Origin of the sequence: Ralstonia sp. RRA (genome assembly GCF_037023145.1) — a bacterium.
GTDB lineage: Bacteria > Pseudomonadota > Gammaproteobacteria > Burkholderiales > Burkholderiaceae > Ralstonia.
Map to the genome: position 1 here is coordinate 1,887,702 of NZ_CP146092.1, position 22,543 is coordinate 1,910,244.

22 protein-coding genes are annotated in these 22,543 nt (G+C 63.9%); 7 read left to right on the top strand and 15 right to left on the bottom strand.

The features are described from left to right. Positions 1-33 precede the first annotated feature (33 nt). Positions 34-561: a hypothetical protein gene (locus tag V6657_RS26555; protein ID WP_048931528.1), complete on the bottom strand. Its 528-nt coding sequence runs from the start codon at positions 559-561 to the stop codon at positions 34-36. Positions 562-626: 65 nt separating this feature from the next. Continuing rightward, positions 627-1,019 (bottom strand): helix-turn-helix domain-containing protein, encoded by a 393-nt coding sequence (locus tag V6657_RS26560; protein WP_048931636.1) that lies wholly within the window; start codon positions 1,017-1,019, stop codon positions 627-629. A gap of 95 nt (positions 1,020-1,114) precedes the next feature. Here V6657_RS26560 and V6657_RS26565 point away from each other — a divergent pair, with 95 nt between their 5' ends. The 4 genes from V6657_RS26565 (at position 1,115) to V6657_RS26580 (ending at position 3,303) form a co-directional block, all read left to right on the top strand. Next, entirely contained in the window at positions 1,115-1,444 is a 330-nt protein-coding gene (locus V6657_RS26565; RefSeq protein WP_048931529.1) for a multidrug efflux SMR transporter, read from the top strand. A gap of 11 nt (positions 1,445-1,455) precedes the next feature. After that, positions 1,456-2,100 carry an NAD(P)H-dependent oxidoreductase gene (locus tag V6657_RS26570; protein WP_048931530.1) on the top strand — a complete coding sequence of 215 codons (645 nt, stop codon included), beginning with the start codon at positions 1,456-1,458 and terminating at the stop codon, positions 2,098-2,100. 71 nt (positions 2,101-2,171) lie between these two features. Next, on the top strand, positions 2,172-2,609 hold the full coding sequence (locus tag V6657_RS26575; protein WP_048931531.1) for an Rrf2 family transcriptional regulator: 438 nt from the start codon (positions 2,172-2,174) through the stop codon (positions 2,607-2,609). A gap of 82 nt (positions 2,610-2,691) precedes the next feature. Next, entirely contained in the window at positions 2,692-3,303 is a 612-nt protein-coding gene (locus V6657_RS26580; protein WP_021193642.1) for an NAD(P)-dependent oxidoreductase, read from the top strand. On the opposite strand, the gene V6657_RS26585 is transcribed toward V6657_RS26580, so the two are convergent. The 3 genes from V6657_RS26585 to V6657_RS26595 all read right to left on the bottom strand — a co-directional run bounded on the left by V6657_RS26585 (position 3,304) and on the right by V6657_RS26595 (position 6,033). Next, positions 3,304-3,657: a hypothetical protein gene (locus V6657_RS26585; RefSeq protein WP_048931532.1), complete on the bottom strand. Its 354-nt coding sequence runs from the start codon at positions 3,655-3,657 to the stop codon at positions 3,304-3,306. Positions 3,658-3,868: 211 nt separating this feature from the next. Continuing rightward, a complete protein-coding gene (locus V6657_RS26590; protein WP_048931533.1) occupies positions 3,869-5,371 on the bottom strand; it encodes an ATP-binding protein in 1,503 nt (500 codons plus the stop codon). After that, positions 5,368-6,033 carry a response regulator gene (locus V6657_RS26595; protein WP_021193639.1) on the bottom strand — a complete coding sequence of 222 codons (666 nt, stop codon included), beginning with the start codon at positions 6,031-6,033 and terminating at the stop codon, positions 5,368-5,370. The genes V6657_RS26590 and V6657_RS26595 overlap by 4 nt, the downstream gene beginning before the upstream one ends. 239 nt (positions 6,034-6,272) lie before the next feature. On the opposite strand from V6657_RS26595, the gene V6657_RS26600 reads away from it, so the two are divergent. Both V6657_RS26600 and V6657_RS26605 read left to right on the top strand, forming a co-directional pair. After that, a complete protein-coding gene (locus V6657_RS26600; protein WP_048931534.1) occupies positions 6,273-7,610 on the top strand; it encodes an Nramp family divalent metal transporter in 1,338 nt (445 codons plus the stop codon). Between the two features lie 284 nt (positions 7,611-7,894). Further along, on the top strand, positions 7,895-8,992 hold the full coding sequence (locus V6657_RS26605; protein ID WP_171017940.1) for a GGDEF domain-containing protein: 1,098 nt from the start codon (positions 7,895-7,897) through the stop codon (positions 8,990-8,992). A 27-nt stretch (positions 8,993-9,019) separates the two neighbouring features. Here V6657_RS26605 and hisI read toward each other — a convergent pair whose 3' ends face one another. The 4 genes from hisI to zigA are packed head-to-tail and all read right to left on the bottom strand — an operon-like array spanning position 9,020 to position 12,674. Next, a complete protein-coding gene (gene hisI, locus V6657_RS26610) occupies positions 9,020-9,523 on the bottom strand; it encodes a phosphoribosyl-AMP cyclohydrolase (protein ID WP_048931536.1) in 504 nt (167 codons plus the stop codon). Between the two features lie 31 nt (positions 9,524-9,554). Then, positions 9,555-10,904 carry a dihydroorotase gene (locus tag V6657_RS26615; RefSeq protein ID WP_048931537.1) on the bottom strand — a complete coding sequence of 450 codons (1,350 nt, stop codon included), beginning with the start codon at positions 10,902-10,904 and terminating at the stop codon, positions 9,555-9,557. Positions 10,905-10,908: 4 nt separating this feature from the next. After that, complete coding sequence (locus V6657_RS26620) at positions 10,909-11,475, bottom strand: carbonate dehydratase (protein ID WP_048931538.1); 567 nt, start codon at positions 11,473-11,475, stop codon at positions 10,909-10,911. Continuing rightward, entirely contained in the window at positions 11,472-12,674 is a 1,203-nt protein-coding gene (gene zigA / locus V6657_RS26625; RefSeq protein WP_137884619.1) for a zinc metallochaperone GTPase ZigA, read from the bottom strand. Before zigA ends, V6657_RS26620 begins: the two co-directional genes overlap by 4 nt. A 151-nt stretch (positions 12,675-12,825) precedes the next feature. On the opposite strand from zigA, the gene V6657_RS26630 reads away from it, so the two are divergent. Beyond that, positions 12,826-13,959, top strand: coding sequence for a mechanosensitive ion channel family protein (locus V6657_RS26630; protein WP_048931638.1), 1,134 nt, complete (start codon positions 12,826-12,828; stop codon positions 13,957-13,959). Here the strand turns inward: V6657_RS26630 and V6657_RS26635 are convergent. The 6 genes from V6657_RS26635 to V6657_RS26660 form a co-directional block, all read right to left on the bottom strand. Further along, positions 13,949-14,845: a hypothetical protein gene (locus V6657_RS26635; protein ID WP_048931539.1), complete on the bottom strand. Its 897-nt coding sequence runs from the start codon at positions 14,843-14,845 to the stop codon at positions 13,949-13,951. The genes V6657_RS26630 and V6657_RS26635 overlap by 11 nt on opposite strands. Before the next feature lie 3 nt (positions 14,846-14,848). Beyond that, positions 14,849-16,576 (bottom strand): DUF2334 domain-containing protein, encoded by a 1,728-nt coding sequence (locus V6657_RS26640; RefSeq protein ID WP_048931540.1) that lies wholly within the window; start codon positions 16,574-16,576, stop codon positions 14,849-14,851. 14 nt (positions 16,577-16,590) lie between these two features. Continuing rightward, on the bottom strand, positions 16,591-17,043 hold the full coding sequence (locus V6657_RS26645; protein WP_048931541.1) for a hypothetical protein: 453 nt from the start codon (positions 17,041-17,043) through the stop codon (positions 16,591-16,593). Between the two features lie 9 nt (positions 17,044-17,052). Continuing rightward, positions 17,053-18,312, bottom strand: a complete 1,260-nt coding sequence (gene wecB, locus V6657_RS26650) for a UDP-N-acetylglucosamine 2-epimerase (non-hydrolyzing) (protein ID WP_048931542.1) — start codon at positions 18,310-18,312, stop codon at positions 17,053-17,055. A 237-nt stretch (positions 18,313-18,549) separates the two neighbouring features. After that, the gene (locus V6657_RS26655) at positions 18,550-20,298 is read right to left on the bottom strand and encodes a tetratricopeptide repeat protein (protein ID WP_048931543.1); all 1,749 of its coding nucleotides are present in this window, start codon (positions 20,296-20,298) and stop codon (positions 18,550-18,552) included. Beyond that, the gene (locus tag V6657_RS26660; RefSeq protein ID WP_048931544.1) at positions 20,295-22,415 is read right to left on the bottom strand and encodes a glycosyl transferase family protein; all 2,121 of its coding nucleotides are present in this window, start codon (positions 22,413-22,415) and stop codon (positions 20,295-20,297) included. The genes V6657_RS26655 and V6657_RS26660 overlap by 4 nt, the downstream gene beginning before the upstream one ends. Between the last annotated feature and the right edge of the window lie 128 nt (positions 22,416-22,543).

Consider the following 22,543-nt stretch of genomic DNA (forward strand, 5'->3'; position numbering starts at 1 on the left):
AAGGGAGGGGCTTCCGGCAAGCGCCGGAGAAGATCAGACGTGCGCAGGCGGGCGCAGCATGGGTGCCGGCACAGGGCCGGCCTGGAACGGCGGGAGTGCAACGCGGACGCGCGCGACACGCAGGCCGGGCGCAAGCGTCATGGGAGGCGGCGGCAGCCAGAGTTCTGGCGCGTCGCTGGGGTGATCGGGGGTAGCGGCGTTGCTGGAAGGGGCATCGGGCGCGGTGTGCGCCTGCGCCACCCAGTGCTCCACGCTGAAGCACTGGCCGGGCTGCTTGACCAGCTTGCCGAGCGCCACCTTGATGGCGCGCTCGAAGCCCTTGCTGGGCTGGGCAACCGGCTGCACGTCGTCCAGTGCATCGTCGACGACGGCCTCGATAGCTTCCAGCGCATCGTCAGCAGCTTGCCCATCGGGGAAATGCGTGGCCGAGAACACCGTGACGGTAAACAGCAGGCACCAGATCGTGACGATCCACCGTACACCACGCGCGCGCGACAGCACGCCACGCGCGTGGGCGCGAGACAGTGTCGGCAAGGCGAAGTGAAGATTTGGCACAAACATGGGCCCCGAATACTAGCAGGAGAATTACTGCATCTGCACATAACTTCCGGCAGAACGCACGGATGTCACTCGGAATCGACCTGGGCGGCGCGAATCCGTTCCATTTCCTGCCAATGCGTCTTCACCCAATCGTCCAGGCCCATGAGCGTGCGGTTGAGCGATTCGCCCAGGGGGCTCAGGCGGTATTCCACGTGCGGGGGCACGCTGTCGTAGATGGTGCGCAGGACGAGGCCGTTGGCTTCCAGCTCGCGCAAGGTCTGCGTGAGCATCTTCTGCGAGATGCCGTCGCCCACGCGGCGCAGGAGTTCATTGTTGCGCACGGGGCCGTTTTCCAGCGCAGGGAAGATGCGCAGGGCCCACTTGCTTGCGACCAGTTCAAGGGCGCGCGTCGATGGGCAGGCCTCCACCTCGATGGCATGTTCCGCGCTCTTCTCATGCGATTGCTGAGTGTCGGCAATAGCCTTGTTGGCCGTCACGGTTACCTCCGGGTGCGTACTTGTTGGCGTGTGACCGTACCCCTAATCTGGCCCCACTGCAACGCATCGGAGGTGATATGCAACAAGCCGCCTGGCTCTGGCTGTTGGCTGCGGGCGCCGTGGAAATCGCCATGGCGATCTCGCTCAAATTTGCGCAAGGGTGGACACGCCCCATCCCCAGCGTGCTCGGCATCGTGACGGCGCTTGCCAGCGTCTTCCTGCTCACGCATGCCATGCGCGGCCTGCCCGCCGGCACGGCCTATGCCATCTGGACGGGTATCGGCTCGGTGGGCGTCACGCTGCTGGGCATTCTCGTCTTTGGCGAAAGCATGCAGCCGGCGCGCCTGGCCTGTATCGGGCTGGTAATTGCCGGCACCGTTGGCCTCAACTTCTTCAACGCTGCATAAGGAGCCCTTACATGACCCGCCTGCTCCACATCGAAGCCTCGCCCATGAAAGCGCTGTCGCACTCCATTGACGTGGCCCGGCAGTTTCTCGATAGCTATCGCACTGCCCACCCTGACCACGAGATCGACACGATCGACCTGTGGAGCCCGGATCTCGACCTGCCCGAGTTCGATGCCGACATGATCGGCGCCAAGTTTGCGGTGCTGCGCACGCAAGACGCCACGCCGGCGCAACGCGCGCAATGGCAACGCGCCGTAGTGCTGTCGCAGCGCTTCAATGCAGCAGACCACTATCTCTTCTCGGTGCCGATGTGGAATTTCGGCGTGCCCTACCGGCTCAAGCATTTCATTGACGTGGTGACGCTGCCCGGCCAGAACTGGAACTGGTCACCCGGCACGGGCTATCAGGCGCTGCTCTCGGGTAAGAAGGCGGCGCTTGTCTACGCCAGTGCCGGTGCCTATGCGGCGCACACCGAAAGCGCCAGCGAGTCACCCGACGATTTTCAGAAGCCCTATCTGCGCCGCTGGCTGCGCTTCATCGGCATTGAAGACGTGACGGAGATCAGCGCCGCACCCACACTGACCACGCCCGATGCGCTGGCAGCAGCCAAGGCGAATGCCAAGGTGCGAGCCTCGGCACTGGCGACCGCCTTCTGAGTCGCACGCGGCGGACGGGGTTGACTGCACGCATAAGTGTATCTACACTGGTTACACTTTATCTGACCACCATGTCTACCAGCAGCCGCTTTGCCGTCGCCGTGCATATCCTGACCCTGCTTGCCAGTGCAGAAGGGCCGTTGCCGTCGTCGCGGATTGCGGGCAGCGTGGGCACCAATCCGGCGTTGATCCGTCGCCTGGTTGCGCAGTTGGCCGAAGCCGGTTTCGTCAGTTCGCAGATGGGCGCAACAGGCGGCGCAACGCTGGCGCAGCCGGCAGATCGCATCACGCTGCTCGACGTGTTTCGGGTGGTGGAATCGTCCGTGCTGATCGCGCTGCCGCCCAACGCACCCAACCCGGCGTGTGATGTGGGCCGCGAGATCACCGGCGTGCTGGAGCGCGTGACCGAACGTGCGCAGGCCGCCATGGAAACCGAGCTTGCCGCGCAGACCATCGCGAGCATGCTGGAAGAAGTCGGGCACGCACAAAAGCGTCGTCGCCGGGCCTAGCGCTTTGGCGGTTTTTTTTATCGATATATGTAACTGCATTAATTACATATCGCATCACAGCCACTCAACAAGGAGTTGAACCATGAAGATTGCAATCATTGGCGCCACCGGGCGCGTTGGCACCCGCCTGATCGACGAAGCCCTGCGCCGCGGCCACCAGGTGACGGCCATTGCGCGCACCGCCTCCAAATTGCCCGCACGTGCAGGCCTGACCGCCAAGGACGTGGATGTGGCTGACCAGGCTGCGTTGGTGGCCGCGCTGGCAGGCAACGATGTGGCCTTCAGCACCGTGCGTTTCCTGCAAGCCAATGCGGACCAGATTGTGGGCGCCGTGAAGAAGGCGGGTGTGCCGCGCCTGCTGGTGGTGGGTGGCGCCGGCAGCCTGGAAGTGGCACCGGGCGTGGCACTGATCGATACGCCGCAGTTCCCCAAGGAGTACTTTGCCGAAGCCTCGGCAGGCCGTGACTTCCTCAACGCGCTGCGCACGGAGACCGAGCTGAACTGGACGTTCGTATCGCCGTCGGCCATCTTCGAACCGGGCGAGCGCACGGGCCACTTCCGCGTCGGCAAGGACACGCTGCTGGTGGATGCCAACGGCAAGCCCTGGGTGTCGATGGAGGACTACGCCATCGGCTTCCTCGACGAGACGGAAAAGCCGGCGCACCCGCGCCAGCGCTTCACGATCGGCTACTGATCAACGGCAGGTGGACGGCACCGCCAGCGCCTTCTCGAAAGGGTCACGGCGCAGGCTTGGGTCTTGCGCGCTCAGGCAGTAGGCACTGCCGCCCACCTCAACGCGTGCCTGCCAGCGGCTAGCGGTGCCGCGCGATTCTTGAATCGCCCCGGTAGCACGCGGCGTGGATGCGGCGTCCGGCCCGAACGCGTGGCCGGTGCCGCGCGCTGTGCTTGCCGCGAGATTGTTTTCTGCCTGTGACCGTGTGCGCGGTGGCAGTGTTGCCGGCGCGCTGAGGTCGAGCGTGCGTGCTTCAACGGCATCCACCGTGGCAGGTGCAACAGGTACCGATTCCGAGGTCGTGGAACGCTGCATCGGAACCGGCGACGTGGCCTGCGGGCTGCGGGCCGGTGTTCGCGCGGGTGGTGGAGGTGTTGGCCTCGGCGATGTGTCGATGCTGAGCAGCCGCCCTTGCAGCAGCGGCTCATCACGTTCAGCGGGTGTCGGATGATCCCGCCACCACGCCAGCAATGCCAGATGCCCCAGCACCACGAGTGCCAGGACGATCAGCCTTGCGCCGTGCCTGTCAGTGGCTGAGCGTATCGGCCATGCCTGGTGGCGCGCCATCCGGTTCGATCGGTTCAGGAGCACTGTCCAACGCCGGAAGACGGATCACCACGGCACAGCCCTTTCCACCCAGGCCGTCCTCGATGGCCACCGAGCCATTGCCGAGTTCGACAATGCGCCGCACGATCGCCAAACCCAGGCCGCTGCCTTGCGACTGACTGCCGCGCGGGCGGTAGAAGCGCTCGAACACACGCTCGCGCTCGTCGGGCGGGATGCCGGGGCCGGTGTCTTCAATGCGCAGTTCGATCATCGGCACGGCTGCGCCCGAGGCGGCACTCGCCGCGCCTTGCTCAACACGCTTGACCACCACGCGCACCTCGCCGTCCTTGGGCGTTTCGCGCACGGCGTTGTCGAGCACGTTTTCAACCAGCGTGGCGGCATCTTCATGCGACACCGACACCCACGCCTGATTGGCGCCCTCATACGACAGCGTAACGTTGCGACGCTCAGCACGTGAGGCTTGCTGAATCACGCCGCTGCGCGCACAACCAGCCAGATCAGACAGCGCACCTTGCGCCAGCTGGGCTTCCACACGGCGTGCATCGAGCCGTGCGATGGCCAGCAACTTGGCCAGCGATTGCGTCGCGCGCGAAATGCCACGGTCAAATTCACGCAGCGCGGTGGAGCGATCGTCCTCGCTGTCGGAATGCGAGACGACATACGCCTGCGCCTGAATGGCCGCCAGCGGCGTACGCAGCTCGTGCGCGGCATCGGCAAAGAAGCGGCGGTCTGCCTCGATGCCGCGTCGCACGCGCGCGAACAGATCGTTCAGCGCTTCCACCAGCGGTTTCAGCTCGGCGTGCTCGACACTCTGCACGGGGTCCAGATCCGCCGAGTCGCGCGACTCCACCTGGCGTGTCAGCGTACGCAGCGGCTTGAGCCCCTGATGCGCCGCCCAGCCCACCATCACCATCAGCGCGATGGCAAGAATGGCCAGTGCAATCGCCACTTCCTCGAAGAGATCGCGAATGGCACGTTCATACGCAGAGAGCGGCTGTGCCACGGTGGCCGTGAGCTTGCCGTCGACGCTATCCACCGTATAGCTGCGCCACGGTTTGCCCTCGAGCATGATCTCGACCACGGTCTCGTGCGCCTTGCCACAGGGCATGGTGGGCGCACCAGGGAAGGCGGTGATGACGTGGCCAGCGCGATCGCACAGCACGTAGCGGAATTCACCGGGGAGGATGTTGGGCAGCGAGAGGCCCAGCTTGATGTCGGTAAGGCGGCGCAGGAATTCCTCCCGGCGCGGCACGTCATCCATGTTGAGCGTGGTGAGATCAGCGTAGGCCTGCGCCGACATGCGCAGATCGCTCACCACTTGGCGGCTGTTGGTGCGGGAGATTTCCAGATGCGCGATCACCAGTTGCACCAGCAGCATCAGCACCAGTGCCAGCAGGATCAGCACATATAGGCGAAACGACAGCGACCGGACCCGCAGGATCGCTGGAACCGCCAGCTTCACCGGTTGCCCCCGATCATGTAGCCCACGCCGCGGATGGTCTGGATGGTCTCATTGCCGAGCTTGCGGCGCAGGTGGTGGATGACGACTTCAAGCGCGTTGGCGCTGACGCTGTCGCCTTCACGGTAGAGGGCGTCCATGAGCGTCTCGCGCGGGACCCAGCGATGGGCACGGCGCACGAGTTCAAGCAGCAACTGGTATTCGCGCGGGGTGAGCTCGATGATCTGCCCATCCTGCGTCACGCGCTTTTGCGAAGGCTCGACCACCAGGGCGCCAACGCTCCACTGGTTGGTGCTCTGCCCGGCATGGCGGCGCAACACGGCACGCAGGCGGGCGACGAGTTCATCCACGGGGAACGGCTTGACGAGGAAGTCGTCGGCGCCGGAGTCCAGGCCCTTGAGGCGTTCGGACAGTGCATCGCGCGCGCTCGCAATGATGACCGGCACATCGCTGTGTGCGGCACGCAGTTCTTCGAGGAAGGTATGGCCCTCACCATCGGGCAAGCCGAGGTCGAGCACGATGGCCTCGAACGTGTTGGTGGTGATCCATTTCTGCGCGTCAACCAGGCGGCGTACCCAGGTCGCGTTATAGCCGGCCTGACGCAGCGCGCGGGCCAGTGCGGTGCCCAACGGCAGGTCGTCTTCGATGAGGAGGATGGCGTTCATGCGAGTGAGTCTTGGCGGATCGACGGTAAACGGACAGCCGGCACCTGGGAACAGGCGCCGGCAAAGCTGGAAATCTACCCCAACGGACTGAGATTTGCCTTAAATCTGCCGCGGCAATATGACCCACCCATCACCTAAAAGCGGCGCCAGCGGCCAATGTCCGCATGGGCAGCGGCACTTGGCTATCATGATGGCCATATCGATTGATTCCTTCTTTACTCACGGACCCCGGCCGCATCATGTTCCGCTTGCCAGCCCTGCCCACCACCGCCACCGCGCCGTTCTGCCCATCGGAAGTGCGCGGTACCGTGGCTGTCCCGCCTGACCTGCCACTGTGGAAAAAGCTGCTGCGTTTTGCCGGGCCGGGGCTGCTCGTCTCCGTCGGCTACATGGACCCGGGCAACTGGGCAACCGACATCGAGGCCGGTTCGCGCTACGGTTATTCGCTGCTGTTTGTGGTGTTGCTCTCCAGCCTGGCGGCGATGGTGCTGCAATGTCTGTCGGCGCGACTGGGCATTGTCACGGGCAAGGATCTGGCGCGCGCCTCGCGCGAGCGCTACCAGCCCGGGGCCGTACGCGTGCAATGGCTGTTGGCCGAGCTGTCGATCATCGCGTGCGATCTGGCGGAGGTGTTGGGCTGCGCGCTGGCGTTCCACCTGCTGCTGGGCGTGCCAATACTGGGGGGCGTGGCGCTCACCGCGCTGGACACGCTGATCGTGCTGGGCCTGAAGGGGAAAAACTTTCGCCAGCTTGAAGCCATCGTGCTGGGGCTGATCCTCACCATCGGGCTGTGCTACTTCGTGGAGCTGGTGCTCATCAAACCGCACTGGCCGTCGGTGGCGGTCGGGTTGATGCCGTCATGGCAAAGCGTGAGCGAGCGCGAGCCGCTGTACCTTGCCATCGGCATCCTCGGCGCGACGATCATGCCGCACAACCTATACCTGCATTCGTCCATCGTGCAGACGCGCATGACGGCCAGCACGGAAGCCGCCAAGCGCGAGGCGGTGGGCTTGTCGCGGCTCGATACCATCCTCTCGCTCTCGCTGGCGCTGCTGGTGAACGGCGCCATCCTGGTGCTGGCCGCCGCCGCGTTTCATGCCCACGGCCATCACGACGTGGCCGACATCCAGGATGCGCATCGCCTCCTCGAACCCATCGTCGGTACGGCGGTGGCCGGGGTGCTATTCGGCATCGCGCTGCTGGCGGCGGGGCAAAGCTCCACCTTCACCGGCACCATCGCGGGGCAGATCCTGATGGAGGGTTTCCTGGACCTGCGCATCCCCTGCTGGCAGCGGCGCCTGATCACCCGTGCGCTGGCACTGATTCCGGCATTCATCGGCGTGGCCATGCTGGGCGACCATGCCATCGGCAAACTGCTCGTGATCAGCCAGGTGGTGCTGGGTTTTCAGTTGCCGTTTGCGATGTTTCCGCTGATTCGCATGACCGACGATCGCAAGCTGATGGGCGTGTTTGTTAACAGCCGATTAACGTCCGTACTGGCTTGGGGTTTATTCGTCGTGATCAGCGTGGCCAATCTTTGGCTGGTGTGGCAGACGCTAGGGCCTGTCATCCCATAGAACGTGCGCGCGTTGACCCGAGCCGGGGTCAGATACGCGAAGGGTGTCGCTGCAAAGGGTCATTCCCTTTGCAAGGCGCCCGACAAAGTAGATGGCCCCGGATCGGGTCAACCCGGAGGGCAAGGGGACTTTGGGATGACAGGCCCTAGGTTGAGGGACTCCCCCCACTAAAAATTCGCGCACGGCGACACGTACCGCCATTAGAATGCGCGCTTTGTTGCGCAATCCGGCCACGCCCGCGCTCGCACCATCCAGCCGCGCCAGTAGGCCACACTCGCCTAGCCTTGAGCGCGAACCCGCCTACCGCCTCCGCCCTGCCTGACGCACGCACGCCCTCTCGCGACTATCAAGCGCGCCATTTCGTGCCGATGATTCTCGCGCTGAGCAAATGCGGTGTGCTGGGTTACGCCTTTGCCATCGTGCTGGGCTGGGCCGCGGGGCTAGTGCATACGCTGGTACCACTGCTGGCGTTGCTCGGGGTGCTCACCGCCATCGTGATCATTGCGCAACGCCATCGTCATACGGGGTTGTGGGGGCCGCTGGCGCTGGCGCATCTGCTTGCAGAAGAAATCGCCATCATCGCCTTTGGCCATCAGGCCGGGCTCGAATGGGTGCTGCCCGCGTTCTACCTCATGCCGCTGGCAACCAGCCCGGCGTGGCTCACGCGCCGGGACTTCTGCATCGCCATGACGTTGTGCGCGGCTGGACCCATCGTTGCCGTGCTCAGTACCGATGCGCCCGCTACCACCCTTCACCATGCCTGGCTGGGCATCGCGCTGTATCTGCCGATCTGCATTGCTGCAGCGGCGGTCATCCACCGCTATCTGCTGCGCGCCATGGCGCGGCACTTTGCTGCTGAAATCAATCTGGCTGACCGCGCCAACACCGACCACCTGACCGGCATGCTCGCGCGCCAGCGCTTCTTCGAGCTGGGCAGCTTTGCGGTGGAGCGCGCCCAGCACCATGCTGAACCGTTGTGCGCGCTGTATCTGGACGTCGATCACTTCAAGTCCATCAACGATGCCTGGGGCCACGCGGCTGGTGATGAGGCGCTGATTTCATTGTCCGATGCGCTGGCCGACGTGCTGCGCCCGGATGACCTGTTCGGGCGGCTGGGCGGCGATGAATTTGCCGTGCTGCTGCCCGGCTGCGGCTTGACCAATGCATTGGCCGTGGTGGAACGCCTGAAGGCCGCCGTGAGCGCCAGCGCAACGCCGGTCGGTCCGCTCACGATCAGCGTGGGTGCGGCACCGCTGCGGCCAGGGCAAGATCTGGCCAAGCTGCTGGCAGATGCCGACATCGGCCTGATGGAAGCGAAGCGGCAAGGGCGCAACCGTGTGTGTGTAGCACCCGACGCCCAGCACGTACCCTTCGACACCTAACCTATCCGCACAGCCAAGAAAACGGCGTCACAGGATTGTCGGGTTCGGCGCACTGCCATAGACAGCCACTGGGTCAAAAGTTTTCTCTGACTCAACAAACACCAGTGCGGCACCATTGACACGCTCGACCGCCACCGGCACGTGCCGGTAGAAACACGAGCGATAACCCACATGGCAACTCGCCCCAGCGCCCGCGATGCTCACACGCAACCAAACGGCATCCTGGTCGTCATCGATACGAAGTTCGTGCACACGCTGCGTTAGCCCACTGGTTGCGCCCTTGTACCAGAGTGTCTGGCGTGATCGGCTCCAGTAATGGGCCTCACCGGTGGCAATCGTGCGAGACAATGCCTCGGCATTCATAGTGCCCACCATCAGCACATCACCGTTTGCGGCATCCGTCGTCACGCAGACGATCAAACCCTCGGCGTCGAACTTGGGCGCGAGTTCAGCGCCCTCTTCGACTTGCTCGATCGACGTGCGTCGCGCAAACATTCGGCGCATCGCCGATGGTTCAGACAGATCGGACATGGCTTCCTCCTTCTGAAAAAAAACGATGCGATCAGGTAGACCTTCGCCCAGGCGCCGTTTCAGCAAAACGCACCGGCTGCCCAACTGGCTGGCCAACTACCGCCCCATCTCTCACCACGATCCTGCCGCGCACGACAGTGGCGATAGGCCAACCTGTTACGCGCAAGCCGTCGTACGGCGTCCAACCCGACACACTGGCAATCCAGCCATGCGTGATCTCGCGCCGCGCTTTCAGATCGACCAGCGTCAGATCAGCGTCGTACCCGATCGACAGGTGCCCCTTGGCTTCAATACCGAAGATGCGCGCGGGCCCGGCACTGGTCAGGTCCACCAGCCGCTGCAGGCTGAGCCGCCCGGCGCTGACGTGATTCAGCATGATCGGCAGCAGCGTCTGCACACCCGTCATGCCACTCGGTGACGACGGATATGGCCGCGCCTTCTCATCCAGCGTATGGGGTGCGTGGTCGCTGCCGAGTACATCCACAACGCCATTGCTGACGGCCTGCCACAGTGCCGCCTGATGGCGGGCGTCGCGCACGGGCGGATTCATCTGGGCCAGCGTGCCAAGACGCTCGTAACACTCGGGCGCGACCAGGCTCAGATGATGCGGCGTGACTTCAACGCTGATGCTGGCACTGGCCTTGTGCCGCGCCAGGAATGCCATCTCTTCCGCGGTCGATACGTGCAGGATGTGCAGGCGGCGTTGCGCCTCCATGGCCAGCTTCACCACGCGCTGCGTCGCCAGGAGCGCGCTTTCGGCATCGCGCCAGACAGGGTGGTCGCGCACGTCAGCAGAGTGCTCAACCAGGGCGCGCCGCTCGCGCAGCCGGGCCTCGTCTTCGGCATGCACCGCCAGGCGGCGACGCCCCTTGCGCAGAATGCGGCGCAGCACCGTCGCATCGTCGACCAGCAGATCACCGAAGGAGCTTCCCATGAAGACCTTGACGCCCGCGCAGGCCGGCAACCTCTCCAGTTCCGGCAACTGATCCACATTGGCAGCAGCCCCGCCCATGTAGAAGGCGTAGTCGCACCACGCGCGGCCACGGGCCCGCTCGCATTTGTCTTGCCGATCCTGCGCGCTGAGCGTGAGCGGATGCGTGTTGGGCATCTCGAACACGGCCGTCACGCCGCCCAGCAGGGCGCCACGCGTGCCTGCTTCCAGGTTCTCTTTGTGCGTGAGGCCGGGCTCGCGAAAATGCACCTGGCTATCAATCACGCCCGGCAACACATGCAAACCCCGGGCATCGATGGATTCGTCAGCCGTCCAGCCTTGCGCACTGAGCGCGACGATGCGTCCGGCGCAGCAGACGACATCGCCCACATGCAGCCCGCCGGGCGTTACGAGCGTGCCGCTGCGAACGATCAGATCAGCGTGCTTCACTGCATCAGGCCTCGAAGGTGGCCTGGATGCGCTTGTACCCCTGCACGAGGTGATTGTTGGTGCGTGCCACGTCTTCGGAGAACGCCGACTCGCGCGCAGACACCTTCCGGATATCGCGCAGATCCGTGTCGGGCCCAATACGCTCGGTGGATGGCACGTAGAACCCATCCGGCAAGTCGCAGCCGTCCACCACGGCGTTATGCCGCACGACACCGCCCCGCCCGATCGTGCAGTTGAACAGCACGCTGTTGAAACCGATGAACACACCGTCGCCCACCACGCAGGGCCCGTGCACGATGGCACGGTGCGCAATCGATGTCCGCTCTCCAATGGAGACGGCCGCGCCGGACTTGGAATGGATGACCACACCATCCTGAATGTTCGAGTGCGCACCGATGACGATGGGTTCCATGTGGCCCTCTGCGTCCACCTCGTCTGCGCGAATTACGGCGTAGGGACCGATGAACACGTTCTCGTACACGATCACGCGCCCACACACGATGGCGGTCGGGTCAACAAAGGCACTCGGATGAATCTGCGGCAGATCACCGCGCGGGTTCTGCCGGATCATGCACGGGGCCACTCAGGAAACGGATTGGTGTAGCGCTTCCAGGCGTGCTGGCCGGCGGCCATCTCGGTCTCGGTCAGCAGGCAGGCATCAAAGCGCACGCGCAATGCGGTTTCGTTCATGCCGATGCCGATCAGGACGATTTCCTGGCGTGCGTCGCCCACGTTGCTGTCCCAATGCTGGTGAATCGTGGCAACGGACTCCGGGTCGGTTGGCCAGCGCTCAGGGGGCACGGCCGCCCACCAGTAGCCCGCTACGTTATGCCGTGCCATCGCCCCCGCCTGTGACCACGACCCGGCATGCGCCGGATGGCTCGCCAGCCAGAAGAAGCCTTTGGATCGCACCACGCCCGGCCACTCGCTTTGCACCCAGTCGAAGAAGCGTTGTGGGTGAAACGGCCGCCGTGCTCGATAGACGAAGCTGCCGATGCCGTAGGTATCGGATTCGGGCACATGCTCGCCGCGCAGTTCCTTCAGCCAACCGGGCGCCTTGGCGGCCTCGTCAAAGTCGAACCGGCCCGTGCCCAGTACGCGATCGATCGGCACCTGACCAAACATGGCGCGTTCAATGCGAGCGCGCGGATTGAGGCGATGCAGGATGCCCTCCAGGCGCGTGAGATCGGCGTCGTTCATCAGGTCAGCCTTGTTGAGCACGATCACATCGCAGAACTCAATCTGATCGACCAGCAGGTCCACCACGGTGCGCTGGTCTTCCGCGCCCATCGATTCACCGCGTGCCTGCAGGCTGTCGCGCGAGCCGTAGTCGCGCAGGAAGTTGTAGGCATCCACCACGGTGACCATGGTGTCGAGCCGTGCAACGTCGGCCAGCGCGGTGCCGTCTTCCCCCTCGAAGGTGAAGGTCTCGGCCACCGGCAGCGGTTCGGAGATCCCCGTGGATTCGATCAGCAAGTAGTCAAAGCGCCCTTCCGCGGCCAGGCGGCGAACCTCGACCAGCAAGTCTTCGCGCAGGGTGCAGCAGATGCAGCCGTTGCTCATCTCGACGAGCTTCTCGTCGGTGCGCGAGAGTTGTGCGCCGCCATCACGCACCAGCGCAGCGTCGATATTGACCTCGGACATGTCATTGACGATGACCGCCACACGCCGCCCTTCGCGGTTGTTCAGGACATGGTTGAGCAGCGTCGTCTTGCCCGCCCCCAGAAAACCGGACAGGACGGTGACGGGCAAGCGGGTGGGCGGAGTCATGGGCAGATTCACGGCGGTCACGTCTTTTATGCAACTGTGTTGCAATAGAAGATAACGCAACTGTGTTGCATTTGCAATGCGCATGTCAATCCACGCGGCACAATTTGTGCGACGCGACATGCCGTGACTTTGCACGGAGATGTCTATGGCCATGGAGTGGCTCAACGTCCATACCTTCCTGCGCATACCGGCGCGTGACTGGGCCGCCGCTGCGCTCACGGTGGTGGCCACGTATGTGGTGCTGGTGAGCGTGCTGCGCCTGATCGGCAATCGGCTGGAGGTGCGTGCGCGGCGCACCGGCTACCGTTTCGACACACTGGCTGCGGCCGTGCTGCACGATACGCATCCGCTGTTCATCGGGCTGGCGGCGTTGCTGGCCGGCTCCTACTTCATCGAGTTGCCCACGCGCCTGGCCAACAAGCTGGACCACATCTGGTTCGTCATCATCGGATTCCAGATTGCGTTATGGCTCAACCGGGGCGTGAAGCTGTGGGCACGTGACAAGCTGTCGGCGCAAACCCAGACGACACGCAACCCAGTCATCACATCGATGATGGCTTGGGTGCTGCGCTTTGCACTGTGGTCGATGTTGTTACTGGCCATCCTGGCCAACGTGGGCGTGAACGTCACCGCCTTTGTCGCCAGCCTGGGCGTGGGTGGTGTGGCCGTGGCGCTGGCGGTGCAGAACATTCTGAGTGATCTGTTTGCCTCGCTCGCCATCGGGCTGGACAAGCCATTCGAGATTGGCGACTTCATCGTCTTCGAGTCGATTGCCGGCACGGTGCAGCACGTGGGGCTCAAGACCACGCGCATCCGCAGTCTCTCGGGCGAAGAAATCGTGACGTCCAACACCGCGCTGCTCAAAAGCACCATCCACAATTACAAGCGGATGCAGGAACGACGCATCGTGTTCGCGTTCGGGGTGACGTACGACGCGCGTGCCGCGCAGTTGAAGAAAATTCCGGACATCGTGCGCCACGCCGTGGAGACTGCAGGCGACACGCGCTTCGATCGCGCGCACTTCAAGGAGTTTGGCGAGAACGCACTGAACTTCGAGGTGGTGTATTTCGTGACCAGCCCCGACTTCAACCTGTACATGGATATCCAGCAACGCATCAACCTGGCGATTCTTGAAGAACTGCAGAACCTCGGCGCGGCTTTCGCACTACCGACCCGCACCATCCAGCTCGTCCGGCGCCATGGCGAGCCCGTCGAGCCCGATGGAGAGAGCCGCGGTCAACCGTCACAAGGCCTGCAATACCCGGGCGCACGGGCTAGGGCGTAGGCGTTCTGGGTGGCTTAGCCGGCATCGACTGGAACGCCGCGTCGATGCTGCGCCAGAGCGGCCGCGTGCGCGGCACCATGTCCTGCCGGAAGTACCACCAGAAATAGCCGCCGACAAAACGCGGATGCGCAATCGACAAGCCGTAGTAGTGCGCGATCAACGCGCCCTTGCCTGCCGCATGGCGTGTGCCGACTTCTCCAAAACCGAGCATCGCCTGCGGAAACAGACGCCCCAGGCGGTCGAACACGGCATTCCAGTCGGGCGGTGCGATCTTGCAATCGTCCTCGTAGAAGCTGATGAAGACGTAGTCCGCGCCATTGCGCAAGCCTGGCGGCACGTTGCGCTCGGTCCAGTCGAACATGGCGCGCGAGGGTGCTTCAGCGCAGCCTTCGTTGTAGTAGAGCGTGAGCGCCGTGCGGCCGCCGCGCTGCTTGATGGCGTCGTAGGCGGCCTGTGTCTTGTCGATGACGTCGCGCGTGCTGCCTGTCCATTCGCCGTTGATCTCGTTGCCGATTTCCCACACGTCGACGTTGTTGCCGAGCTTATCGATGTAGGCGATGGCGCGCTCGCGCAGTTGCGTTGCGGTGGTTTGCTTGAGCGTGGAGGAATCGGCCAGCTCACCCATCACATAGGCCACCTGCCGGATGGCGGCGACAGGCGCGGCATAGTGCGGCGCATCCATGCCCTCATCAAAGACGATGCGCACGGTGGGCGTGCGCGACAGGTGCGCCAAGGCATCGACCACGGCAGGCACATTGTCCACCGCGTCGATCGTCACCCCATATAACGGCACGGGGCCGGCAGGCATTGCACCCGCCGGCCCCGCAGCCTGCACAGATGCACCAGACACTAGCAGGGCCGCCAGTATCAAGCCCATCCGCTGCATGGCCTACTGCACCGTGCTGGCATCGGCCCAGGTGAACCCAAGCGCCGAAATGCCGGTGATGATCTGCTGGAAGTCCGTAAAGCCTGCGGTGCCAAGTCCGGGCTCCAGCCAGAACGGGTGGAAGAAGAACGAGGCAAAGCCGTCGCGCACGACCAGCGCGTAGTTGGCGTTGGTCAGGATGTCCGTCACGTTGTAACTCAGGCAGGACGACGGATCGATCGAGCAGATGTTGTACTCAACGTTGCCAAGGTTTTCCGGAATGACGCGCTGGTTGTAGTAGTCCTTCTGAATGATGTAGGGGAAGAACTGCCCCACCGAGAAGTCATGACCCGGCGTGGTGGCGGTCAGCGTCTGCGGGTTGTCGGACGTGTAGTACACCACGCGCTGGTAGGTGTTCTTGAAGTACTTCGGTACGGCCTTGATGGCCAGTGGCGACGACTGGTAGTGCGGCGCCTCCCACGCAAACGGGAAGTAGCCGTTGAGCTGCAGTTCCAGCAACCCCGCCGAAAGACGACCGGCCGCCCATTGCGTCGAGTCTTCATTCACCGGACGGTTCTGCGTGGCCAGCCAGAACTCATAGTCGTTGGCGCTGACCGCGTTGATCAGGTTCGGGATATTGCTGTACTGGTGCGTGTAGCCGTGCATCAGGACATGTCCGCCACGCGCCCTGGCGTAGTTCAGCGACTGCTTCAGGCCTGTTGCGTTGACCATGTGGATGGTCTGCGCCACACCGCCGTTGTAGACCCCGTTCGGATCGGTATACACCGGGATGGTCGCGATCGAGAACGGAATCTTCTGGCCGTACATGTAGTCCGTCAGCGTCTTCATGGAGTCAACCGTGGTCGTGGCGTTCACGTCTTCCAGGCGAACCATCGCACGGTGCAGCGTGGGCGCATTGGTGCCGAGGATGTCATGCAGCATGTCGCAGACCACCAGATAGCGGTCGCGCGGCCCGATGAACGAGAACGGCATGTCGGCGAAGTACCAGAAGTTGCCCGAGCGGATCACGTAAGGCACGGGTGGCTTCGTGGTCGGGCTGGCCGAGTTGGAGATGGTCACCAGCGTGGTCGCCTTGGTGGCATCCGCCACCGCCGTCACACCGATGTCCGGATCCGCCGCAATGGCACCGGTGGTGGCATTGAAGGCGTAGTACTTGGTCATCGTCTGACTCTTGTACGTGATCGTGTCGTAGAAGCCGGGGTTCGGTGCGCTGGCCGAGGGCGCCGCGTTCATGCCAGCGAGGGCGGAGAAGGTGATGCCGTAGCGCGAGGTGAACGGATACGCCGTGTTCCAGGCGAGTTCCCACAGGTTGTACTTGAACCAGACGACGGTCTTTTGCGTGGTGCTCACGTCCGACAGGAACGCCGCCGGAATGGGGTTGGCATAGTAGCTCCCCATGTAGAACGTGGCGGTGTACTGCTCGGTCATGCCCGCCGTGTAGTTCTGCACGGGCAGCATCGTGATCGTTGTGTTGAAGTGCGCGAGCAGGTTGTACAGCATGATCGCGTACGCCTTGCCCAGATTGGTGTACTGGTCATTGGGGGGCGCGTCGTACAACACCAGGATGGGGGCTGGGGGAGTCTGCGCCGATGCCGAGCCGCCAATCGTCACACAGATGGGCCCAAGCCCGATCGTGCAGGTGGAAGCCTGCGCAGGCCCGGTCAGCGAGATGCCTAGCAGGCCGCCCGCAAAAATCAGTGCGCAGAGGAACTTACGAAACATGAATTTCATGATGGCTCTCCGACTCATGGGCGATACACCGAGCCGTCCGCTTGGCGGTAGAGCCCGAGGTTGAAGTTGGGACCACGGTCGTGGCCACGTTCCGTACCGGTTGGTTCGTTCTCCGGCATACCGGGACGGATTTCGGTGATGCCAGGCGGGCGCGGCGGCGGAACGACCTGCCCGTTTTCATCCATGACGCCGTAGCCGTAGGCGCGTCCGCCTCCGGTCACGGGCTTGTGTGTGGCCACAGCCACCACAGCCGATTGCACAGGCTGCCCAGCTGTGACTGTGCCGCTGGATGACGCTGGCGCAGATTTTTTCTTGTCTGCGTCCGTGCCTGGGTTGCGCTGGTCAGAACCGCCGACAACCACTGCCGGAACCCCTGCATTGCTGGCCCATGGTGGCGCCAGTACCAACCATCCGGCGATTAGGGCGGAGGCCAGCAAGATGCCGCCCCCGATGCGTTTCGCTTTCATCCAAGCCTCCTAGCCATTCAGGCGTTGCGCAGATGCAGCCCCGACCGCCGTGGCGCGTGCCGCTTCCAGATTGATGATCTCGGCCTCGGTGGCCGGCTTGCGAACGAGTTGCGGGCCACGCGCCGCCACCTGGGCGGGCGCGTTGAAGGCCGCTTTCAATGCATCGACAATGCGATGGCACGCCTGCCCGTCGCCATACGGGTTGTGGGCTTGCGCCATGCGCTGGTATTCGCCAGCGTTCTGCAGCAGCGTTTCAGCTTCCGCCACGATGCGCTGCGTATCGGTGCCGACCAGGCGTGCGGTGCCGGACGCCACGGCTTCGGGCCGCTCGGTGGTGTCACGCGTCACCAGCACCGGTTTGCCCAGCGCAGGCGCTTCTTCCTGAATGCCGCCGGAATCGGTGACGATCAGGTAAGCGCGGTCCATCAGGTAGACGAAGGGCAAGTAGTCCTGCGGCGCGATCAGATGCACGTTGTCGTGGCCCGCCAGGATGGCGTTGACCGGCTGCTGCACGTTGGGGTTCAGGTGCACCGGATAGACGATCTGCAGATCCGGATGGCGCGCTGCCAACACGCGCAGCGCCACGCAGAAGTTCTCGAACGGCTCGCCAAAGTTCTCGCGCCGGTGGCCGGTCACCAGAATCATTCGCCGGCCGGCGTCGAGGAACGGATAGCGCGCGGCCATCTCCGCCGATAGCGCCGCATCGGCATCCAAGCGCCATTTCACAGACAACAGCGCGTCGATGACGGTGTTGCCGGTGAGCGTGATCTGGCTCGGGTCGATGCCTTCATCCAGCAAGTTCTGGCGCGATTCGGCCGTCGGTGCAAAGTGCCACGTGGTCACGGAATCGGTCACGCGGCGGTTGAGTTCTTCGGGCCACGGAGACCAGATGTTGCCCGTGCGCAGCCCCGCCTCGACATGTCCTACGGGAATGCGCCGGTAGAAGGCGGCCAGGCTGGCGGCCAGTGTGGTGGTAGTGTCGCCGTGCACCAGCACCGCATCGGGCTGGAAGACATCCAGCACGCCATCGATGCCGCCCAGCACGCTGGAAGTGATGCCCGACAACGTCTGCCCAGGCTGCATCAGGTTCAGATCAAACTCCGGCACGATGCCGAAGAGCTGCAAGACCTGGTCGAGCATCTGCCGGTGCTGCGCGCTCACGCACACCGCCGACGTGAAGCCTGCCTCGGCTTGCAACGCCTTCACCAGCGGCGCCATCTTGATGGCTTCTGGCCGCGTGCCGAACACTGTCAAAATCTTCCCGGTCATCTTGCTCTCCCCATATCGTCTGCATCGGCTGGCCACGCCAAAGCGCGACGACGAACGCGTCGCTTCTTACGCCGGCATAGAGCTCACCCTAGAGCGAAGGCCGTGCCATGCATCCCGCCTTGTCCTGCCGTGGCGCTGCGACGCCATCGCGCGCCCACCGATGCCAATCCTTCTCGTTACCCGTATTCCTCGTTGATCAAAATCGTTTCATCCGCGACACGCCGGCTCCGGGTTCCCCTAGAACCAAAGGATCGCGCGCGCCACTACACCCTTCGCCCGGTCGGCGTGGGTGAGCGGCAAGCGGTATTGCACAGTCAGGTCCAGCCAGCTGGCCGGTGCGCTGTATTGCGACTCTCGAAACCAGTAGCGAAAGTTGATGCCTGGGCCGACACCCAGTGCGAGTTGCCGGTCGGGGGCTTTGTTGTCGTGGTCACCGGCCAGCACCACGTGCGGATAGACCGTCAGGTGATCGCTGATCGAATTGAGCAGCCAGGTGTGTCCATAGCGCATCTCGGTACTGGCGATCATGCGGCCTTGGTTGAGGAAGTAGGCGCCCTCGCCATACACCTGCCAGGTCTGCCAGCGTGGCTTGGTGACCTGAAGGTCAAGGCCCTGGTCAGTGGAAAAGCCGATGCGCAGCAGCGTGTCGTTGGTGGTCAGCTGGCCGATGCGAAACAGGCGCTCGGCGGTGAACACCAGATTGAGGTCCTTGATCGGCTTGTAGCGTGCGCCCACCGACCCCTGCGCAGTTGGCAGACCGGTGGTGCCGTTGCGGTCGTACACGCTGTCGTAGCCGCGCACGAAGAGCTGGAAGATGCTGCCGTCACGATAGCCGATGCCCGGCGGCTGCCAGTACACCTCCGCGCCGCCCTGCGCCGTACTGACGGTATTGGGCAAACCGAATGCCGATGTCTGATACGCGCCTGAGAGCACCATGCCGAATGTGCGCTGCATCTGCTCGACTTCGCGCCGGTAGCCGAAGCGGCGGTCTGGTGGGAGACGGTCATCACTATTGCCACCGCTGTCGCCCTTTGCATCCGCATCGGCATGGTCCAGGCTCTGGCGAAACAGTTTGATGGCGGTCGGGTTGTCGCCCAGGCGTTTGGCGGCATAGGCAGCATCGGCGTAGTGGCTCCAGTTGCCCTGGCCGGTGGCAAAGCCGCGCTGGAACGCCGCCAGCGCTGCGCGGTCGTCACGGGCCCGCAGGTGGCTGTAAGCCTCGTTCAATTCACGCTGGCCAATCGCGCGCGGGTCATCGGGTGACGTGGCTCCGCCCTGAGCCTGGGGTGCCATCGCCTCGGCAAGCAATGCCTTGGCGTAGCGTTTTTGCGCCGGGTCCGTGGCGTGTTCTTCCGCCAGTGTGGCGGCCTGGGTTGCGCCATCGCGATCCCCCAGTTGCAGGCGTGATTGCGCGAGGCGCAATTGCACGTCGGCTTTAGGCTGATCCGGCAGGCCACTGAGCGCGTCAAGCGCCGCCTGCGGATGCTTGGCGGAATACGCGCTGTCCGACCATGCCAGATGCAGGTTGCGCTGTTCCTGTGGCGTCCAGTCCGTGCCCTGGACGGCGTGGGCGAAATCCTGTTCGGCCGTGGCCGGGTCATTCGCCTTCTGCGCAAGGAACCCGTGCTGCGCATACACGCGCGGCTCGTTGGGGTATTTCTGCACCAGCGCATCGGCTTGCGTGCGCGCCGCATCCAACTGGCCCTTGCGCGTCAGCACATCAAGCAGCAACAGGTTCAGCTGCAGGCTGTCAGGCTGCACAGCCAACGCAGCGCGCGTGGCGGCTTCAGCATCGTCGAGCTTGTTGGCGTCGATCGCGTGGTAGGCGCGGTCTGCCCGGAAGTACGCGTCGGGCTGCAGCGGCTGCGGCGGCTGTTCCGCGACCGACACACCATGACATAGCGCCCACACCGCGGCAGCAATTGGCCACTTGATCGGCCAACCTGCGCGGCGCAGGGTGAAACGGTGGATTCTCTCGGTTTTCATGCCACACCTCCCGCAACAGATGGATTGGGGTGTACCTCTGGGCCAGGGGTCAGGTCTTGCAAGACCGGCGCCGGAGGTATCGGGGGGATGGGGGGAGCCTCGGTTGCGGATGCCGTGCCTGCTGTAACGACCGGGCCGGCGCCCGTCATGGATTCGACGGCCAGCGTGGCCGAATATGCCGCAGGGCCGAACACGACCGTAGCGCGGCGATTGGGATCGGCCATCAGCGCCAGCTCGGTCGCCATCTCGTGGTCGCACGCCATGAAGCACGCAACCTTGCGTCCGGCTGCGCGGGCCAACTCTTCCAGCACTTCGCCATTGGGCAATTCCGACACGGCGATATTGAGCGAGCCGTCCTCACCAATGGAAAACGGCACCACGTGATGCCGCACAGCCAGGTCGCGCGGCAGACAGTCCGCCAGTGCGCCCAGCACGACGTTGGTCAGGCTCACGCGGGGCAGGTCAACCTGCTCGGCCAGCGCATCGGCCAGCGTGTCGGGCGTGACCAGCCCTTGCTGGACCAGGATGGTCCCGAGCCGGCGGCCGGTCTCCCGCTGCATGGCCAGCGCGGCATCAAGCTGCGCTTGCGTGAGCACCTCCCACTTGAGCAACGTCTCGCCCAGCATGGAGCGCGTGCGGCCGAGCGCATCATTCGACAAGTACGTGTGCTGGGTCTTGTCCCACGCGATCGGCTTGCCGGTCAGGCAGTAGACCAGGAAGATCTTCCACGCCCGGCATACCGAGAAGAAGTTGATGAAGTTGTTCACCACCAGCCTGGGCAAGCACAGCACGCCCTGCAGCGGACCATTCAGGCGCCCGACAAAATACACGCGCTGCGCCAGCCGGTTGAACAGCAGCGTTGCGTTGATGGCCAGCAAGTCCTGCATCCACACAGAGCCGACCACGAAAGAGCCATCGGGAATCGCAACCCATCCCTTGACCAGCAACGCGCCAATCACCAGGTAGTTGAGCGACAGCACATACGCCAGGATCGAAAACAGCGCGGTCACCACACCCTTGCGGTCACGGAAGAACATGTACCTGGTGATCAGGTTGCCCTTCCACCCCATCTGCAGCCAGCCCTGGAATGCAATGCCGAGCACCCAGCGCGCGCGCTGCCGGTAGGCGGTTCGAAACGTGCTGGGGAAATACTCGCGCGTGGCCAGCAGTTGCGGGCGCACGCCACGCCGCTTGCCAAAACGCCAGCGCGTGCGCGTCTTGCCCTCGGCATCCTCTGCAGGCTCTGTGGTCTCGCAAATCGGGAAGTGCACAAATGCCTCCCGCATGCCGAGATCGTGCAGCCGGAAGCTGAAGTCATAGTCTTCTGTGAGCGTGCTGGTGTTGAAGGGCGAATCGCCCCGCACCTTCATCACCGCCTCGATGGCGCGGCGGCTATAGCACAGCGCCACGCCTGCCCCGGGCACCGTACCGGTCAGCGCCTGGCGCGCCACCAGATCCTTCTGGTGTGTCTCTGAGAAGTCATCCATGTAAGTGCCGGCCACCCACTCGTACCACTTGCGCTCAAGCGAGAGCACCGGCAACTGCACCAGATCCTGATCGCCAATGAAGTAGTTGAAATACTTCAGCTCCAGCGGGTGAATCACGTCTTCGCAATCGTGCATGATCACGCCCGCAAAGCGGATGCCGTGGCCTGCCTCGTGGCGGATGATGGTCTGGATGATGGTGTTCAGGCAGTCGGCCTTGCACGTGGGGCCATCGTGCGTGACGGCCGCCCGCACCACGCGCCCTGGGTAGCGGCGTACCATGCGCTCGACCTCGGTGGTGGTCTCCGCATCATTGCGGTAGGCGCCGGCAAAGATGATGAAGCGCGTGTACTCCATCGTCGCCAAGGTGTTCTCCACCATCTTGGCGATGACGTCGTACTCCTTCCAGGCCGGGACCATGATGGCGAGCCACTGCTCCTCACGATCACGCAGCGCGCGGGCCGAGATGGTGACGGGCACGCGACCGCGCTGCGGCCAGAGCCATAGCTCCCGCACCCAGTAGAAGGCATCCAGGAAGAAATCGTCGGCTGTGCTGATGAGGATGACGAGCGTGGTCGCCACCGTCAGCGTGTTGAGCAACGCCAGGTAGATTTCCCATGGCACATCGCTCATGGCCCCTCCCCCATACCGGCATACGGACGATGCCTGGCAGCTCCCCCGCTTTGCGCTGTGGCGCTCATCGCTTTCCCCAAGTGCTTGTCGACCTGCGGCGCAACCGCTTGCGCCGTGCATCCGGCGCC